This is a genomic window from Sulfitobacter sp. F26204 (assembly GCF_026410305.1).
Classification (GTDB): Bacteria; Pseudomonadota; Alphaproteobacteria; order Rhodobacterales; family Rhodobacteraceae; genus Sulfitobacter.
The window spans coordinates 464,410-481,450 of the sequence record NZ_JAPMLQ010000003.1 but is presented as its reverse complement, the minus strand read 5'-3'; the positions used below and the strand labels follow the sequence as shown (position 1 = coordinate 481,450).

Annotated in this window: 16 protein-coding genes; 9 read left to right on the top strand and 7 right to left on the bottom strand. The window is 57.7% G+C overall.

Going from position 1 to position 17,041, the window contains the following annotated elements:
* Positions 1-43: 43 nt before the first annotated feature.
* The 8 genes from OS190_RS11210 to kynU are packed head-to-tail and all read left to right on the top strand — an operon-like array spanning position 44 to position 9,144.
* Entirely contained in the window at positions 44-2,335 is a 2,292-nt protein-coding gene (locus OS190_RS11210; RefSeq protein WP_267158769.1) for a bifunctional salicylyl-CoA 5-hydroxylase/oxidoreductase, read from the top strand.
* Complete coding sequence (locus OS190_RS11205; RefSeq protein WP_267158768.1) at positions 2,332-3,051, top strand: SDR family NAD(P)-dependent oxidoreductase; 720 nt, start codon at positions 2,332-2,334, stop codon at positions 3,049-3,051. The genes OS190_RS11210 and OS190_RS11205 overlap by 4 nt, the downstream gene beginning before the upstream one ends.
* Positions 3,048-3,512, top strand: coding sequence for a MarR family winged helix-turn-helix transcriptional regulator (locus tag OS190_RS11200; protein WP_267158767.1), 465 nt, complete (start codon positions 3,048-3,050; stop codon positions 3,510-3,512). The genes OS190_RS11205 and OS190_RS11200 overlap by 4 nt, the downstream gene beginning before the upstream one ends.
* Complete coding sequence (locus OS190_RS11195; protein WP_267158766.1) at positions 3,502-4,302, top strand: enoyl-CoA hydratase family protein; 801 nt, start codon at positions 3,502-3,504, stop codon at positions 4,300-4,302. The genes OS190_RS11200 and OS190_RS11195 overlap by 11 nt, the downstream gene beginning before the upstream one ends.
* 57 nt (positions 4,303-4,359) lie before the next feature.
* A complete protein-coding gene (locus OS190_RS11190) occupies positions 4,360-5,508 on the top strand; it encodes an acyl-CoA dehydrogenase family protein (RefSeq protein WP_267158765.1) in 1,149 nt (382 codons plus the stop codon).
* A gap of 1 nt (position 5,509) precedes the next feature.
* Entirely contained in the window at positions 5,510-7,129 is a 1,620-nt protein-coding gene (locus OS190_RS11185) for an AMP-binding protein (protein WP_267158764.1), read from the top strand.
* Positions 7,126-7,953 carry a tryptophan 2,3-dioxygenase gene (locus OS190_RS11180; RefSeq protein ID WP_267158763.1) on the top strand — a complete coding sequence of 276 codons (828 nt, stop codon included), beginning with the start codon at positions 7,126-7,128 and terminating at the stop codon, positions 7,951-7,953. The genes OS190_RS11185 and OS190_RS11180 overlap by 4 nt, the downstream gene beginning before the upstream one ends.
* Positions 7,954-9,144, top strand: a complete 1,191-nt coding sequence (gene kynU / locus OS190_RS11175) for a kynureninase (protein WP_267158762.1) — start codon at positions 7,954-7,956, stop codon at positions 9,142-9,144. It begins immediately after the preceding gene.
* 2 nt (positions 9,145-9,146) lie between these two features.
* On the opposite strand, the gene pcaG is transcribed toward kynU, so the two are convergent.
* Genes pcaG through OS190_RS11145 form a run of 6 tightly spaced genes read right to left on the bottom strand, consistent with a single transcriptional unit; the run spans position 9,147 to position 13,706 of the window.
* On the bottom strand, positions 9,147-9,737 hold the full coding sequence (pcaG, locus tag OS190_RS11170; protein ID WP_267158761.1) for a protocatechuate 3,4-dioxygenase subunit alpha: 591 nt from the start codon (positions 9,735-9,737) through the stop codon (positions 9,147-9,149).
* A complete protein-coding gene (gene pcaH / locus OS190_RS11165; protein WP_267158760.1) occupies positions 9,737-10,471 on the bottom strand; it encodes a protocatechuate 3,4-dioxygenase subunit beta in 735 nt (244 codons plus the stop codon). The genes pcaG and pcaH overlap by 1 nt, the downstream gene beginning before the upstream one ends.
* Complete coding sequence (gene pobA / locus OS190_RS11160; RefSeq protein WP_267158759.1) at positions 10,471-11,640, bottom strand: 4-hydroxybenzoate 3-monooxygenase; 1,170 nt, start codon at positions 11,638-11,640, stop codon at positions 10,471-10,473. Before pobA ends, pcaH begins: the two co-directional genes overlap by 1 nt.
* Positions 11,641-11,698: 58 nt before the next feature.
* A complete protein-coding gene (locus tag OS190_RS11155) occupies positions 11,699-12,493 on the bottom strand; it encodes an iron chelate uptake ABC transporter family permease subunit (protein ID WP_267158758.1) in 795 nt (264 codons plus the stop codon).
* The gene (locus OS190_RS11150) at positions 12,493-13,230 is read right to left on the bottom strand and encodes a metal ABC transporter ATP-binding protein (protein ID WP_267158757.1); all 738 of its coding nucleotides are present in this window, start codon (positions 13,228-13,230) and stop codon (positions 12,493-12,495) included. The genes OS190_RS11155 and OS190_RS11150 overlap by 1 nt, the downstream gene beginning before the upstream one ends.
* Entirely contained in the window at positions 13,227-13,706 is a 480-nt protein-coding gene (locus OS190_RS11145; RefSeq protein ID WP_267158756.1) for a transcriptional repressor, read from the bottom strand. The genes OS190_RS11150 and OS190_RS11145 overlap by 4 nt, the downstream gene beginning before the upstream one ends.
* A 77-nt stretch (positions 13,707-13,783) precedes the next feature.
* Between OS190_RS11145 and OS190_RS11140 the strand changes: the two genes are divergently transcribed.
* Positions 13,784-14,803: a zinc ABC transporter substrate-binding protein gene (locus OS190_RS11140; protein WP_267158755.1), complete on the top strand. Its 1,020-nt coding sequence runs from the start codon at positions 13,784-13,786 to the stop codon at positions 14,801-14,803.
* Between the two features lie 72 nt (positions 14,804-14,875).
* On the opposite strand, the gene OS190_RS11135 is transcribed toward OS190_RS11140, so the two are convergent.
* The gene (locus OS190_RS11135) at positions 14,876-16,900 is read right to left on the bottom strand and encodes a PhoX family protein (RefSeq protein WP_267158754.1); all 2,025 of its coding nucleotides are present in this window, start codon (positions 16,898-16,900) and stop codon (positions 14,876-14,878) included.
* Positions 16,901-17,041 lie beyond the last annotated feature (141 nt).

The window sequence follows — 17,041 nt, the reverse complement described above, 5'->3', positions numbered from 1 at the left end:
GCGCTTAGCATTTTCAGACACATCTGTATTGGGGGGCGACTTTATGCGTGCAATCTGTTTGGGCGGCGGGCCTGCGGGCCTCTATTTTGGCATCTCTCTCAAGCTGCGCAATCCGCAGGCAGAGGTGACTGTGCTGGAACGCAACAAGCCCGATGACACCTTTGGCTGGGGTGTGGTCTTGTCAGATGAAACGCTTGATAACCTTGAAGAAAACGATCCTGTATCAGCGGCCACCATCCGCGAAAACTTCGCCTATTGGGATGACATGGCGCTGATCTACAAGGGGGAAAAGACCGTCAGTTCCGGCCACGGGTTCTGTGGTATCGGCCGGATGCGGCTGCTGAATATATTGCAGGCACGTGCCAAGGAATTGGGCGTTGTGTTGCAATTCGAAACCGAAGTGCAGGCCGCGTCGGAATATATGGCCGATTATGATCTGGTGGTCGCCTGCGATGGGTTGAATTCAAAAACCCGAAAGGAATTTGAAACGACGTTCCAGCCTGATGTGGATGTACGCAAATGCCAGTTCATCTGGCTCGGTACACATCAGAAATTCGATGATGCCTTCACTTTCATCTTTGAAGAAACCGACAAGGGTTGGCTCTGGGTGCATGCCTATCAATTTGACGAAAATACCGCGACCTTCATCGTGGAATGCAGTCAGCAAACCTTTGACAATTACGGTTTCGGCGACCTGACCCAGCAGGAAACCATCGCGATTTGCCAGGAGGTTTTCAAGGATCATCTCGACGGGCATGCATTGATGACCAATGCAAACCATATTCGCGGTTCCGCCTGGATTCAGTTCCCCCGCGTGCTCTGTGAAAAATGGCATCACGAGAATGTCGTGCTTTTGGGGGATGCAGCGGCAACTGCACATTTCTCAATCGGGTCGGGATCGAAACTGGCGATGGAATCCGCGATCTCTTTGGCGGATCACCTGCATGCAGAACGAGATATTGCACAGGCCTTCGAAAAATACGAAGCCGCACGACGCCTTGAGGTGCTTCGCCTGCAGTCGGCGGCGCGTAACTCTTTGGAATGGTTCGAGGATGTAGAGCGCTATCTAGATCTTGATCCGGTGCAACTCAATTACTCTATGTTGACACGCTCACAACGTATCAGTCACGAAAATCTGCGCACCCGTGATCCAGAATGGCTTGGCGGGGCAGAAAAATGGTTCATGGAACAGGCCGGCGCGGACTTCAACGGTCCTGCACGGGCACCGATGTTCGCACCTTTCAAGCTGCGCGAGATGTCTCTGGCAAACCGCATCGTGGTGTCACCCATGGCGCAATACAAGGCCGTTGATGGTGCGCCCACGGACTGGCACCTGATCCATTATGGCGAAAGGGCCAAGGGGGGCGCGGGGCTGGTTTATACCGAAATGACATGTGTCTCCGCTGATGGGCGCATTACGCCCGGTTGCCCCGGCCTGTATGCACCGGAACACGAAATAGGGTGGAAGCGGCTGACCGATTTTGTGCACAACGAAACAGAGGCCAAGATCTGCTGCCAAATCGGTCATGCGGGGCGCAAAGGCTCCACCAATGTTGGCTGGGCCGGCATGGATGCGCCATTGAGCGAAGGAAACTGGCCGATTTATTCTGCCTCGGCCCTTCCCTGGTCCGATGGCAATGCAACGCCTATCGAAGCAAGTCGCGCCGACATGGACCGCATCCGCGATGATTTTGTCTTGGCCGTGCAAATGGCAGCGCGCGCGGGTTTTGACATGATCGAATTCCATGCAGCCCATGGTTATTTCATCTCGTCCTTCATTTCTCCCTTGTCGAACATGCGCAGTGACGAATACGGCGGGACGCTGGAAAACCGGATGCGGTATCCGCTGGAGGTCTTTGCCGCCATGCGTGCGGCCTGGCCAGAAGACAAGCCGATGTCTGTGCGTATTTCGGCCAACGATTGGGCGGGCGACGACGGTGTTACACCGCAGGAAGCGGTGTTGATCGCGCAGATGTTCGAAGCGGAGGGTGCTGATATTATCGACGTATCGGCCGGGCAAACCTCGACCCAAGGCAAACCGGTCTACGGGAGGATGTTCCAGACGCCGTTTTCCGATCGTATCCGCAACGAGGGCGGCATCAAGACGATGGCAGTCGGCAATATTTACGAGGCGGACCATGTCAATTCGATCCTGATGGCGGGACGGGCCGATCTGGTCTGCATCGGACGGCCGCATCTGGCTGATCCCTACTGGACCCTACGCGAGGGCGCTGCCATCGGAGACCGCAACTGCACATGGCCCTTGCCCTATGGGCCGGGGCGCGATCAGATGTGGCGACTGGCAGACAGGCAAGCAGAAATGGAGATTGTGTGAGACAGATTTTGGTAACCGGCGGCGGGTCAGGAATCGGGCGCGCCGTGGCACAGGATTTCGCAGCGAAGGGTGACACGGTGACCATTGCGGGACGCCGCATGCAGGCGCTTGAGGAAACCAACGCAGGCGGCAAGATGCGCTGTTTGACTGTCGATGTCACAGACGAGGGATCGGTCAAGACATTGTTCGACCGCCCCTATGACGTGGTTGTTGCAAATGCCGGTACAGGTCATGCCATGCCGCTGGCACAAATGCCTCTTGATATGTGGAACGACACATTGTCGGTCAATCTGACGGGTGTTTTTCTGACCTTTCGCGCCGCACTGGCGGAAATGCCCGCTGGGGGGCGGCTGATTGCGATGGCCTCCATCGCCAGCCTGAAAGGGGGGGCGAACCTTGCCGCCTATACGGCGGCCAAACACGGCGTCCTGGGGCTGGTGCGGTCTCTTGCTCTTGAAGTGGCAAAGTCCTCAATCACCTGCAACGCTGTCTGCCCCGGTTTTGTCGATACGCCATTGGCGGAGGGTGCGGTGCGCAATGTGATGAAACGCCTTGAGATCGACCGCGAGGAGGCGGAAAAGAGGGTCGTCGCAGGCAATCCGATGCGCCGGATGATCACCTGCGATGAAGTGGTCGCCGCAGTGCGGTTCCTTGCCTCGAAAGAGGCTTCGATGATCAATGGGCATGATCTGGTCGTGTCGGGTGGCGAGATATGACATCTGCCAAAGATCGCGTGAGATTGTGGCTGCGGCTGCTCAAGGTTGTGCGCGGGATCGAAACCGACCTGCGGGAAAAACTGCGCCGTGAACATAATACCACCTTGCCACGTTTTGATGTGATGGCCGCCTTGTCGCGCCATCCTGAAGGGCTGAAGATGAGCCAGCTCAGCGGCGTCTTGCGAGTGTCCAACGGCAATGTGACCGGCATTGCGGACCGGTTGAGCGACGAAGGTCTGGTGGAACGCGTTGCCGTGCCCGGGGATCGCCGGGCTATCGTTCTGCGGCTGACGCCCGAGGGGCTGGCCGTTTTCGAAGGACAGGCGCAGGCTCATGAAAGCTGGATCGACGAATTGTTAAGCGGTGTAAGCCCGGAAGAGGCGCGTTCGATGGCCGAGCGTTTGAAAGCCTTCGCCGCTGCCACCGAGGCCACCACAAAGGAGCATGAAAATGCGAACTGATGTCAAACACTTTTTATGTGAGATCGAAGACGGTATTGCCCATGTGCGTCTGGACCGGCCTGACCGCAAGAACCCGCTGACCTTTGACAGTTACGCGGAATTGCGCGACTGGTTTCGCGATCTGGTCTATGCCGACGATGTTGATGTGGTGGTGTTTGGATCCAATGGGGGCAACTTTAGCTCCGGGGGAGATGTCCATGATATCATTGGCCCTTTGACACGAATGAACATGAAGGAATTGCTGCGTTTTACCCGTATGACGGGTGATCTGGTCAAGGCAATTGTAAATTGCGGAAAGCCGGTGATTGCTGCTGTTGACGGCATTTGCGTCGGGGCGGGCGCGATCATCGCCATGGCATCGGATCTGCGGATTGCCACGGCCGAGGCAAAAACTGCCTTTCTGTTCACCCGTGTCGGACTGGCTGGTTGTGATATGGGGGCCTGTGCCATCCTGCCACGCATCATCGGGCAGACCCGTGCGGCAGAATTGCTTTATACCGGGCGGTCGATGACTGCGGAAGAAGGCGAACGCTGGGGTTTTTTCAACCGTCTGGTCACAGCCGAAGATCTGGAGACAGAAGCGACTGCGCTGGCAAGGCAAATTCAGGCGGGTCCGAATTTTGCCCATATGATGACCAAGACAATGCTGGCGCAGGAATGGTCCATGTCGATAGAGCAAGCGATCGAGGCAGAGGCCCAGGCGCAGGCGATCTGTATGCAGACCGGTGATTTCGAGCGGGCCTACAAAGCCTTTGTAGCGAAAGAGCGCCCGGTTTTCGAGGGTGATTGAATATGGCGGATTGCGGGATTGAGTTTAAGGGCAAGATGAAGTCCGGGCGGTCGATAGATGTCTGACCGGAGTTTTCTGACCTGGCCGTTTTTTGAGGAACGGCATCGGGAGCTGGCGGATGCCCTGGATGTCTGGGCCGAAGAGAACCTGTCATCGGTGGATCATGGGGATACTGATGAGGCCTGTCGCATGCTTGTGCAGATGCTGGGCAAGGGGGGGTGGCTGCAGTATAGCGGCGCCTTGGCGGAGGAGCGGCTTGATGTGCGTTCGCTCTGTCTGATCCGCGAAACCTTGGCGCGCCATGACGGTCTGGCCGATTTTGCCTTTGCCATGCAGGGGCTGGGAACCGGTGCGATCTCCCTGTTCGGGACGCCGGGACAACAGCGGGAGTGGTTGCCAAAGACGCGTGGAGGCAGCGCGATTTCAGCCTTTGCCCTGACCGAACCGCAATCGGGATCGGATGTGGCCAGTTCGACCATGACCGCGCGGGCAGAGGGCAATGGTTTTGTCCTGGATGGCCGTAAAACGTGGATTTCAAATGGCGGGATTGCGGATGTCTATACTGTTTTCGCGCGCACCGGCGAGGGGCCGGGTGCCAAGGGATTGTCGGCCTTTGTGGTGCCTGCGAATACGCCCGGACTGAAGGTCGAAGAGCGTCTTGAGGTGATTGCTCCGCATCCACTTGCTACCTTGCATTTTGACGGGGTGAAATTGCCAGGATCGGCATTGATCGGCGAGGCTGGCAAAGGTTTTGGGATTGCGATGTCGGTGTTGGATGTGTTTCGTTCGACGGTGGCTGCGGCGGCCCTGGGCTTTGCCCGCCGAGCGCTGGATGAAGCGATTGAGCGTGTGACAACCCGTCATGTGCAGGGCGCACCTTTGTCAGATTTGCAGATGGTGCAGGGGCATATCGCCGATATGGCGGTGGATGTGGATGCCTCTGCCTTGTTGGTGTATCGGGCTGCCTGGGCCAAGGATTCAGGGGCTCCACGGGTCACCCGCGAGGCCGCGATGGCGAAATTGTTTGCCACGGATCAGGCGCAGAAGGTTATTGACAAGGCCGTCCAGTTGCATGGCGGGGATGGCGTGCAACAGGGCCGGATTGTTGAAAGCCTTTACCGCGAAATCCGCGCCCTGCGCATTTATGAAGGGGCTTCTGACGTGCAGCGCGTGGTGATAGCGCGGCAAACCTTGGGGGGGAAATGAGATGTTACGAACGTCGGGACATGTAGACAGCTATGCGCGTGACAACCTGCCGGACAAGGAGACCTGGCCTGCCTTGTTGCTGGAGGGTTTCGACTATGCCGACCGGTTGAATGTTGGTGTGGAACTGACTGACAGGATGGTGGAAAACGGCTTTGGTGACCGGACCGCCCTGATCGGTAACGGACGCCGCCGGACCTATAAGGAACTGTCCGACTGGACCAACAAGCTGGCTGCTGCACTTGTTGAAAACCTTGGGGTGAAACCGGGCAACCGAGTGCTGATCCGTTCTGCGAACAACCCAGCGATGGTGGCCTGCTGGCTGGCGGCAACCAAGGCGGGGGCGGTTGTGGTGAATACCATGCCGATGTTGCGTGCGGGGGAGTTGAGCGCGATTGTCGACAAGGCCGAGATCAGCCATGCGCTTTGTGATACGCGGCTGATGGACGAGATGACCCTTTGCGCCAAGACCTCGCGGTTTCTCAAGACCGTGGTGGGATTTGACGGCACCTCCAATCACGATGCGGAACTTGACCGGCTGGCTCTGGAAAAACCGGTGCAATTCGATGCGGTGGATACGGCGCAGGATGATGTGGCGCTTTTGGGTTTCACATCGGGCACCACCGGCAAGCCCAAGGCGACCATGCATTTTCATCGGGATCTTTTGATCATCGCGGATGGCTATGCCCGCGAGATACTACAGGTCACACCAGAAGATATCTTTGTCGGCTCGCCGCCTTTGGCCTTTACCTTTGGCCTTGGTGGGTTGGCGATTTTTCCGTTGCGCTTTGGTGCGGCTGCGACATTGCTGGAGACGGCAAGCCCGCCCAACATGATCGAGATCATCGAGAAATTCAAAGCAACCGTCTGTTTCACCGCGCCCACGGCCTATCGTGCGATGTTACAGGCGATGGAAGGTGGCGCGGATCTGAGTTCATTGCGTGCGGCCGTGAGCGCCGGGGAAACCCTGCCGCCGCCTGTCTATCACGATTGGAAGGAAAAGACTGGCAAGCCGATGCTGGACGGGATCGGTGCCACCGAGATGTTGCATATCTTCATTTCCAACCGGTTTGATGATCACCGGGCGGGTTGTACCGGCAAACCCGTCACCGGTTATGAGGCGCGCGTCATTGCAGAAGACGGTACAGAGACGCCGCGCGGCGAGGTTGGACGCCTCGCCGTGCGCGGCCCGACGGGTTGCCGCTATCTGGCGGATGAGCGGCAGGCAACATATGTCAGGGACGGCTGGAATATCACCGGTGACAGTTTCTCGATGGACGAAGACGGGTATCTGCATTTCGCTGCCCGCAACGACGATATGATTGTGAGTGCGGGCTATAACATTGCCGGACCTGAGGTGGAGGCCGCGCTGTTGAGCCACCCGGCAGTGAGCGAATGTGGTGTGGTGGCAAAGCCGGATGAGAAACGCGGATTCATTGTGCAGGCCCATATTGTTCTGGTGGACGGAACCACAGGCGATGCTGCGATGGTAAAGGTGCTGCAGGATCACGTGAAGGCCACGATTGCGCCTTTTAAATACCCTCGTGACATCCGGTTCATTGATGTCTTGCCAAAAACCTCGACCGGCAAGATTCAGCGCTTTGCGCTCAGAGAAAAAACATGACGGGTTTCGACGAGGCCGCGAAAGGGGCCAAGATGGATTTCGCAAGCGATATGTCCTATGGTGACTATCTTGGGCTTGACGCGATCCTGTCGGCGCAAAGGCCCTTGTCGGAGGCGCATGACGAGATGCTGTTCATTGTTCAGCATCAAACCTCGGAATTATGGATGCGTCTGGCTATTCACGAGTTGCAAGAGGCGCGACGGGTAATGCTGCTTGGTGATTTGCAACCTGCCTTCAAGATGCTGTCCCGAGTGGCGCGGATATTCGAGCAACTTAACGCAGCCTGGGACGTATTGCGCACAATGACGCCAAGCGAATACACCGCGTTCCGCCCGTCACTGGGCAATTCTTCTGGCTTTCAATCGCACCAGTACCGGCTTGTGGAATATCTGCTGGGCAATCGCAACGAAGCTTTGTTGACTGTCCACAAGCACAAGGCCGCATCATTCAAGGCGTTGGCGGCAGAACTGGCGCTACCCAGCCTGTACCAGGTGGCGATCGACCTTGTCTGCACCCGTGTCGGGGTCGCTCCTTTGGCGGGCACTCCAAGCAACACGGACTGGCAGGCGGTTCAAGCGGTGCAGGATCTGTGGCAAAAGGTGTATGAAGACCCCAAAGAACACTGGGAGCTTTACGAACTGGCGGAAAAGCTGGTTGATCTTGAAGATTATTTTCGCCGTTGGCGTTTCAATCATGTAACCACGGTTGAACGGATCATAGGTTTCAAGCGGGGCACCGGTGGCACGTCGGGCGTCGCCTATTTGCGCCGCATGCTGGAAGTCGAACTGTTCCCGGAATTGTGGCATGTCAGAGGAGCGTTATAAATGTCGAGCGTATTGAAAAAGGATCGTTTCAAACTTCCCGACGGAGTGATTTATCTGGACGGGAATTCTCTTGGTCCGATGCCGAAAACCGTACCTGCACGGCTGGCCAGCGTGATGAACGAGGAATGGGCGGAAATGTTGATCCGCGGCTGGAACAAGGCCGGATGGATGGCGCAACCGACCGAAGTAGGCACCTCTGTCGGACGGCTGATCGGTGCCGCCGCCGGGTCGGTGGTGATGGGCGACACGCTGTCGGTGAAGGTGTATCAGGCACTTGCTGCCGGGGTGAAAATGCGTCCTGACCGGCGCGTGATCCTGTCGGATACGGGTAATTTTCCCAGTGACCTTTATATGGCTGAAGGCTTGGTCGGGCTGTTGGGGCAGGGATACGAATTGCGCACTGTGGCACCCGAAGATGTGGCCGCCGCCATTTCTGACGATGTGGCTGTTGTTCTGCTGACCGAGGTTGATTACCGCACCGGGCGCTTGCACGATATGAAAAAACTGACAGCGCTGGCCCATGGTGCCGGGGCGGTCATGGTCTGGGATTTGGCGCATTCAGCAGGGGCAATCCCCGTTGACCTTGCCGCATCGAACTGTGAATTCGCGGTAGGATGCACATATAAATACCTCAACGGTGGACCCGGCGCGCCGGCATTCATCTATGTACGCCCCGATCTGGCTGATGATGTTGAACCTGCGCTTAGCGGTTGGTTGGGACATGACAGCCCGTTTGACTTTGCCCTGAACTACCTGCCGGGCAAGGGTATCGAGCGCATGCGTGTCGGAACCCCCCCGGTCTTGCAGATGGCAGCGCTGGAAGAGGCGATGAAGGTTTGGGACGACATTGATATGGGCGCGTTGCGCAGCGCGTCCCTTGAATTGCAGGAACAGTTCATCGCTGAGATAGAGCATGCAGTTCCACAACTGACATTGGCCAGCCCGCGTGAGGCGAAGATGCGCGGATCGCAGGTGTCCTTCCGCTTTGAGCATGGTTATGCAGCGATGCAGGCGTTGATAGATCGTGGAGTGATTGGTGATTTCCGCGCACCTGACATCATGCGTTTTGGTTTCACACCGCTTTATCTGGACACCGCTGATGTTTCGGCAGCGGTTGCCGTGATCAAGGACGTCATGACCAATGCTTTGTGGGATGAAGACAAATACAAGGTGCGCAGCCGCGTAACCTAGGCTTAGACGTCAAAAAAAATCGTTTCATCAGGCCCTTGCAGGGTGACATTGAATCGATAAATGTCGTCACTTTCAGGGTGTGCCAACAGGGTGGCGACACGATTTCGATGTTCGATCCGGCCCAACACCGGGTCGCTTTCATTTTCCGGTGCATCCGCGAAATAGGCGCGGGTGTGCAACCCAATATTGATACCGCGGGCCACAATCCACAGGGTAATATGTGGTGCCTGCACGCCACCCGAGGGCCAGGGCACCGAAGCGGGACGCAGGGTTTCAAACCGAAAGGTCCCATCCTCTGCATCACAGGGGCAGCGGCCAAAACCGGTGAAATGCGGATCGGCACCTTCTTGACCTGCATAGAGTCCGTTGGCATCGGCCTGCCATGCCTCAACCATCGCATCGCGTAGTGGCGTACCGGTGCCGTCAAACACTTGACCGATCAGGGTGATCCGTTTGCCCGAGGCGTCGCCGGTGATCATCGTCGCGCCCAGGTCGACGTCATAAACCCCTGTGATACCTGCGAAATTCGGTGTGCACCCAATGTGTACATATGGCCCTGCGGTCTGGCTTGCGCTTTCTGGATGGGTGTCCATCACAGTCCCTCCATCCGGTTTTCAAATATCGTTTGGCGCCGCCCGCGCAATGTCACGTCAAAGCGGTAGGCGCGGGCATCCATCGGCAAGGTCCGGGACATATCCAATGGCGCGATCAGGCGGTCGACCGCTGCTTTGTCGTGGATTGTGCGCACGATCGGGCAGAGCGGAATCAGCGGATCGCCCTCAAAGTACATCTGTGTGATCAAACGCTGGGCAAAGCCGTGGCCGAATATACTGAAATGGATATGTGCCGGGCGCCAGTCATTGGGGCCGTTGGGCCAGGGATAGGGACCGGGCTGGACCGTGCGGAATTCATAACAGCCGTTTTCATCCGTGATCATGCGCCCGCATCCGCCGAAGTTCGGATCCAACGGTGCGACATAGCCTTCTCTTGCGTGGCGATAGCGGCCCCCTGCATTGGCCTGCCAGACTTCGATCAGCGCACCGGCAACGGGGCGGCCGAACTGGTCTTGCACGCGACCATGTACAACGATGCGCGGGCCGATGGCCGAAACATCCTGCGGGCCGAAATTATGCAGCAGGTCCGCATCAAGTGGGCCAATCAGGGAATGGCCGAAAACCGGCCCGCTTTCTTCGCTGATTGTCGTCGGGAAAGACAGCGGCGCGGCCTGAGGGCTGCGTTTCACACTGGTTCTGTATGGAGGATACAGGGCGACGGGTTGGTGTTGATGTTGGCGCGGAGCGTAACCGCCCAAAGGTTTTTTGGTCATCAGTAGGGCAATCCCACATAGTTTTCGGCAAAGGCTTTCTGAGCGGCGTCGTTGCTGCGCAGAAAGGAAATCTCAGCGCTCTGCATGCGCAGGTCAAAATCGCTTTGATCCGGGAATCTGTGCATGAGAGAAGAGAACCACCAGCTAAATCGTTCCGCTTTCCAGACCCGCGCAAGCGCGCGTTCCGAATAATGATCCAAACCTTCGGTATCGCCACTGTCATACCAGGCATGCAGGCCTTGAAACAGGTAATGCACGTCGGATGCCGCGGTGTTCAGCCCCTTGGCCCCTGTGGGCGGTACGATATGCGCGGCATCGCCGCAGAGAAACAACCGTCCCCAGCGCATGGGTTCCGTGACAAAGGACCGAAGCGGCGCAATTGATTTTTCGATCGTCGGTCCGGTGATCAACCGGTCGGCGAACTGTTCTGGCAAACGCCGTTTCAGTTCTGTCCAGAAATCATCATCTGACCAATTGTCTACATGATCAGCCATGGAACATTGCACGTAATAACGGCTGAGATTGGCATTGCGCATAGAGCAAAGAGCAAAGCCGCGTTCGGAGTTGGCATAGATGAGTTCGTGATCTACCGGCGGCGTTTCGGACAAGATACCGAACCAGCCGAAAGGATAGACCTTTTCATATTCCCGCCGCACGTCTTCTGGGATGGTCTTGCGGCTGATGCCGTGAAACCCGTCGCACCCCACAACATAGTCGCAAGAGATCGAATGTCCTTTACCATCTTGTTGGAATGTCACGCTGGGGGAGTCGGAATCTGCACCGTTTATCGCGACATCCGCAACTTCAAAGACGGTCCTGGCACCGACCGACTCGCGCGCATCATAGAGGTCACGGGTCACCTCGGTCTGGCCGTAAACCATGACGGTTTCGCCGGTGTGTTTCTTGAAGTCGACCCTGAAACAGCCGGCCTCGCTGGCCAGCAACGTGCCGTCATGGGCAAGTCCCTGAGCACGCAAGCGTGCGTCCACGCCCGCCTGCTTCAGCAGGTTTACCGTGCCGCGTTCCAAAACGCCTGCACGGATTCGGCCAAGCACATAATCACGGGTCTTGCGTTCCAGAACGACGGCTTCGATCCCCGCGCCATGCAACAACTGGCCCAGCAATAGACCGGAAGGACCGCCGCCGATAATCACAACTTGTGTTCGCATGGTTCCCTCCGTTTGTGTACAAGGTACCGAAAAAATGCGGTGATGCCAGTGCTAAGCGTTAGCGCCTCTGCAACGCGGGAGAGAGGCCGGTGGTGAGCGCGAAAAGCACCGCTGCCGCCGACACGATGCTGGGGCCGGTTGGCGTGTCAAAATAAAACGAGGCCGCAAGCCCGGCAAACACCGCGATTGCGCCGAGGATCATGGCGCAAATCGCCATCATTTCGGGAGTGCGCGCAAAAGGGCGGGCTGCGGCAGCGGGGATCACCAGCATGGCAGCAATCAGCAAGGCCCCGACCACCTTAAGTGCAACAGCGACGGTGATTGCCAGGGCGATGGTAAGAATCAATTGCTCTCGGCGCGGATTTCCGCCCGATGCCGTGGCAAGGTCAGGGTTCAGTGTTGCCGTCAACAGCGCCTGCCAGCGCCAGACGACAAGCAAGGCAACCAGCACGGCGCCAAACCAGATCATCACCACATCACCTATGGTTACGGCGAGGATGTCACCGAACAGATAGGCCGAAAGGTCCACCCTCTGACCAGGGACAAGGGATACGGCGACCAATCCCAGTGCCAGACCGGCATGGGCCAGAACACCAAGAAGGGCGTCGGTGCTGACCTGGCGTTCCGACAGGCTGCTTACGATCAATGCCATGATCAATGCCACGATCAAGACACCGCCAATCACGGGCAGCTCGGTGGCAAGCGCCAGCGCCACGCCCAAGAGGGCCGCGTGGCTGGTGGCATCGCCGAAATAGGCCATCCGCCGCCAGACAACGAAACAGCCCAATGGTGCAGCAGCCAAGGCCACGCCCAAACCTGCCAGGGCGGCGCGCAAGATGAAATCGTCCAGCATCAATGGATACTTCCGTGATCGTGGCTGTGGTCATGAGCATGATCATGATCGTGGCGGTATAAGGCCAGCGTGCCCTGGGTGCCGGTGCCGAACAGGGCGCGGTATTCGGGCGCATCCGCGACGATCTCGGGGGTGCCTTCGCAGCAGATATGCCCGTTCAGACACAAGACCCGGTCGGAAGCTGCCATGACGACATGCAGGTCATGACTGACCATGAGCACGGCGAGGTTCAGCTCACGACGTACATCTTCGATCTGGCGATAAAATGCCGCTGCGCCGGGTTGGTCGAGGCCCTGTGTCGCCTCATCCAGGATCAGGATGTCGGGGGTACCCAGCAGGGCGCGCGCCAACAACACACGCTGGAATTGTCCCCCGGACAGCGACGCCATCTGTGTGCCCGCCAATTCGGGAACACCGGCGCGGGTCAGTGCGGCATCACATTCAGCAGCTTTCTGACGTCTGGGCAGGTTGAGAAACCGCTTCACGGTCATCGGCAAGGTTGCGTCAATCTGCAATTTTTGAGGGACATAGCCAATCCGCAGCCCATTGGCCCGTGACACCGTTCCCGCGACAGGTTTCAAAGCGCCGATCAATGCCCGCAACAAGCTGGATTTGCCCGATCCGTTCGGACCGACCACTGTGACGATCTCGCCGCGTTCAATGGCGAAACTGACGTCGCGCAACACTTTGACTTGTCCGTATCCCAGGGTAAGTCCGTGGCTTTCGATCAACTTCATGCGGCGGCGTCCTGACAGGAAGGGCACAGACCTTCGGCCTCTACCACTGTACGTTCGATTGCAAAACCGGCGGCGCGGGCGGCGTCGTTCAGGCGGTTCCTTGTCGGGGCGGTGTCGGCCTCTGCAACAGATCTGCAGGCGCGACAGATGAGGAATGCAGGCATCTGGCACTCTCCCAAATGGGCACAGGCGATATAGGCGTTGAGAGCTTCGATCTTGTGGGCAAAGCCGGCTTTGACCAGAAAATCCAGCGCACGATAGGCAACGGGTGGCTGTGCCCCCATGCCTTCCGCCGCAAGCACGGCAAGAAGGTCATAAGCCCCCTGGGCGCGGTGTTCGGCCAGAAGAATTTCCAAGGCACGTCGGCGCACTGGGGTCAGCCGCAACCCTTGGTCGGCGCAATGGCTTTCTGCTCTTTGCATGGTATCTGCCACGCAAGAGGCGTGATCATGTGGGGCAAAGCCGATAGTGCTCATTGTGGTTCTCCGTTGATGGCGTATTGATATGTTATAACATTCGATATATCAAGCGCGTAAAATGCAAAGGAGTTTTTATGCGTGTTTTGTTCATGTTGTTGGCCCTGATGGTTCCCTCCATGCTGCGGTCAGAGGTGCCACGCGTGGCCACGGATATTGCGCCTGTACATGCTCTTGTCAGTCAGGTGATGCGGGGAATAGGGGTGCCGGATCTTGTCATCCCGCATAATGCTTCGCCCCATTCATATGCCATGCGCCCCTCCGAGGCCCGCAGTCTGAGTGCGGCGAATCTGGTGATTTGGGTCGGTCCGGCATTGACGCCCTGGCTGGCCGAACCGCTGGAGGCTCTTGCAGGTGGTGCGCGCAAGCTCTCATTGATGGAGTCAGAGGGCATGACGCTGTTGTCCTTTCGTGAGGGGGGAGCCTTTGAAGCGCATCAACATCTGGGCCATGAACACCAGGGACAAGATCACGACAAACATGGTCACGAAGGCGATGGTCACGACAAACATGATCACGACGAACATGGTCACGACAAACACGATCATGATGAACATGATCATGAAAATCAGCATGTTGTGGCACTTGATCCGCACCTTTGGCTTGATCCGCAAAACGGGGTGGTCGCATTGGACGCCATTGCAGCGGCTCTGTCCGCCGTCGACCCGGAGAATGCACAGCGCTACCACTCCAACGCCCAGCAGGGGCGTGATCGGCTGCAGGCAGTAGAGCGTGACATCCGCCAACGCCTTGCTGCGGTCCAAGATCATGATTTCATCGTCTTTCATGACGCATTTCACTATTTTGAGAACCGTTTCGACAAAAGGGCCGCCGGGGCGATCAGTGCAGGTGACGCCGCAGCACCCGGAGCAGCACGGATTGCAGAACTGCGGGCGCATTTGGCCAAGGTGGCACCAGATTGCGCCTTTGCAGAGCCGCAAATGAACACAGGTTTCATGCGAACGGTCCTGGCTGGGCAGGCGACAAAGCTCGGAACGCTGGATCCCATGGGGACAGCTTTGCCACTGGGACCGGACCTTTATCCCGATCTGCTGTTGGCTTTGGCGGATGCAATGGCGGATTGCCTGATGCCGTGACAGGGGCAATTGAATAAGGCTCCGCCGGGGAAGCGGAGCCTTGCGTGCTGAAAAGTGATTGTTGAAATGACTTCAGACTGCGATCTTGCCGCCGCCCTGTTTGGTGACAACGACAACCGAAGGCCGAGGCGGCATGTCCGGATCAAAGTCCGGCCAGCGGGTTGCCGGGTCTTCGAAGGTTGACTTGCGTTCGAACCCCTTCAGGGCCTTGGTGCCATCGGTCCCTGGGTGTTGAACCGCAAGGAACAGCGTTTCACCGTCGTCCGTGAAATAGGGGCCGCACATCTCGCCGCCGACCGGGCAACGGAAAAACAACTTCGAGGTGCCGCGAAGGGCACCTTCGGTTTCGACCCCGTAAAGCCCGTCGGATTTGCCGGTCTTGCCCCATTTAGAACCCTGGTCTGTCGACACCCAGAGCCGCCCCTCCGCGTCGATGGCGCAATTGTCAGGCGAACCAAACCAACCGTTTTGCGAGGTTTCCGGATTCCAGTGCGCGCCAACGTCGGCAAGTGTTGGATCGCCACATTTTACCAGGATTGACCAGGTGCCCCGGGTGGCGGCATGATCGCCACCGTCTTCCTTTATTTCGATGATATGCCCGAAATCAGAGGCGCTGCGTGGATTGGCCGGGTTGGTGTCTTTGCGTTTGTTGTTGTTGGTCAGCATGATATAGGCAGTGCCATCGCCGCGTGGTTGGGCGTCTTCGGGGCGGTCCATCGGCGTCGCCCCCAGTGCATCTGCTGCCAGTCGCGTATCGATCAGCACGTCCGCCTGGCTGGCAAAACCGTTTTCCCGCGTCAGGGGACCGGTGCCATGCACAAGCGGCAACCAGGTGACTGTGCCGTCTTCGTCAAAGCGGGCGACATAGAGGGTGCCCTGGTCGAGCAGACCGGAATTCGCGGCGCGATCGGGGGAAACAACTCCGTCCGATACATATTTGTATTGGTAATCAAACCGATTGTCATCGCCCATGTAAACAACCAGCCTGCCCTCGGTGCTGGTGGTTGCTTCTGCACCCTCATGACGGAAGCGCCCCAAGGCGGTGCGCTTGATCGGGAGGGAGGCAGGATCCAGAGGATCAACTTCGACAACCCAGCCGAACTTGTTAGGGGCATTGGGTTCCCTGTCGATATTGAAGCGATCGTAGTATTTGCCCCAAGCATACCACATACCCGGTACGCCATAGCGCTTTTTTGAATCCGCATCGGCCTGTCCCGAGAGGTCGGGCTTGCCATCGGCGTCCAGCACATCGGTCCAGTAGTACCCGTGAAAGTTTTCCTCGGCCATCAGCCAGGTGCCCCAGGGTGTCATACCTCCGGCGCAGTTGTTCAGGGTGCCAATGACATTCCTGCCATCGGGATCGTCATTGGTTTTCAATCTTTCATGACCCGCGGCGGGCCCTGACATCACCATCGCGGTGTTGAGCGGCTGGATTCGGCGGTTCAGTTTTCCATCCTGAACTACCCGCCAGGCACCAGTGGGATCCTTGACGATCTCAACGATCGATCCACCGTGGGCCGCCATTTCAATATCAATCAATTCGGGTGTCATGCCCTTGAACCCGGCGCTGTCCTGACGGCCCAGACCGGGGAACATCACTTCTTCGTTGGTGTACTCGTGGTTCACGCAGAGCAATCCACGTGTCCCTGCTTCATTCAGGGGGAGAAAACCGACGTAGTCGTTGTTGTAGCCAAATTGCATGAGCTGTGCGGCAGCGGTCTGGTTCATCACGTCGAATTCCGGTGCGCCGGCCAGAACCGGATCCCCCCAGCGCAGCAGCACATGTGCGTCATAGCCCTGCGCGACGTGATGGGTCTCATCATTGCCGGCTTCCAGTTCCTGAAAGGCATAGCGGCTGTTTTCCGGGGTGTCCGCTGCGGTCGCATCAGGGGCGATGAGGGCCGAAGCACCGAAAAGGGTGGTGGTGGCAGAAACACCCAACATGCCCTTCAAAACATCGCGTCGGCCATATCGCGCATTGATCACGTCGCCGATGGTACGGGTCAGGTTCGGATTTGTCGGGATGTCGTCAAAGGCTTCATAGGCTTCAGCCTTGTTTCCGATTGTTGGGTCGTTGATGATGTCGTCGCGGTTCATGGCGCGTTCCCTGATCAATTCCTGAGTGCCGTCCTTTTGCGCTGAGTCTGTGATGGATTTATGACAGGGCTTTGAGCCCGAGCGGAATTTAACAGGTTCCCCTTCCTCAACTTTTCGGCATTTTTGAGCATTGCAAGGCCG

What these genes read in the sequence shown, in the direction of transcription:
- OS190_RS11210 (WP_267158769.1), top strand. Translation starts at nt 44, where the DNA reads ATGCGTGCAATCTGTTTGGGCGGCGGGCCTGCGGGCCTCTATTTTGGC.
- OS190_RS11200 (WP_267158767.1), top strand. Translation starts at nt 3,048, where the DNA reads ATGACATCTGCCAAAGATCGCGTGAGATTGTGGCTGCGGCTGCTCAAG.
- OS190_RS11195 (WP_267158766.1), top strand. Translation starts at nt 3,502, where the DNA reads ATGCGAACTGATGTCAAACACTTTTTATGTGAGATCGAAGACGGTATT.
- OS190_RS11190 (WP_267158765.1), top strand. Translation starts at nt 4,360, where the DNA reads ATGTCTGACCGGAGTTTTCTGACCTGGCCGTTTTTTGAGGAACGGCAT.
- OS190_RS11185 (WP_267158764.1), top strand. Translation starts at nt 5,510, where the DNA reads ATGTTACGAACGTCGGGACATGTAGACAGCTATGCGCGTGACAACCTG.
- OS190_RS11180 (WP_267158763.1), top strand. Translation starts at nt 7,126, where the DNA reads ATGACGGGTTTCGACGAGGCCGCGAAAGGGGCCAAGATGGATTTCGCA.
- kynU (WP_267158762.1), top strand. Translation starts at nt 7,954, where the DNA reads ATGTCGAGCGTATTGAAAAAGGATCGTTTCAAACTTCCCGACGGAGTG.
- pcaG (WP_267158761.1), bottom strand. Translation starts at nt 9,737, where the DNA reads ATGGACACCCATCCAGAAAGCGCAAGCCAGACCGCAGGGCCATATGTA.
- pcaH (WP_267158760.1), bottom strand. Translation starts at nt 10,471, where the DNA reads ATGACCAAAAAACCTTTGGGCGGTTACGCTCCGCGCCAACATCAACAC.
- pobA (WP_267158759.1), bottom strand. Translation starts at nt 11,640, where the DNA reads ATGCGAACACAAGTTGTGATTATCGGCGGCGGTCCTTCCGGTCTATTG.
- OS190_RS11155 (WP_267158758.1), bottom strand. Translation starts at nt 12,493, where the DNA reads ATGCTGGACGATTTCATCTTGCGCGCCGCCCTGGCAGGTTTGGGCGTG.
- OS190_RS11150 (WP_267158757.1), bottom strand. Translation starts at nt 13,230, where the DNA reads ATGAAGTTGATCGAAAGCCACGGACTTACCCTGGGATACGGACAAGTC.
- OS190_RS11145 (WP_267158756.1), bottom strand. Translation starts at nt 13,706, where the DNA reads ATGAGCACTATCGGCTTTGCCCCACATGATCACGCCTCTTGCGTGGCA.
- OS190_RS11140 (WP_267158755.1), top strand. Translation starts at nt 13,784, where the DNA reads ATGCGTGTTTTGTTCATGTTGTTGGCCCTGATGGTTCCCTCCATGCTG.
- OS190_RS11135 (WP_267158754.1), bottom strand. Translation starts at nt 16,900, where the DNA reads ATGAACCGCGACGACATCATCAACGACCCAACAATCGGAAACAAGGCT.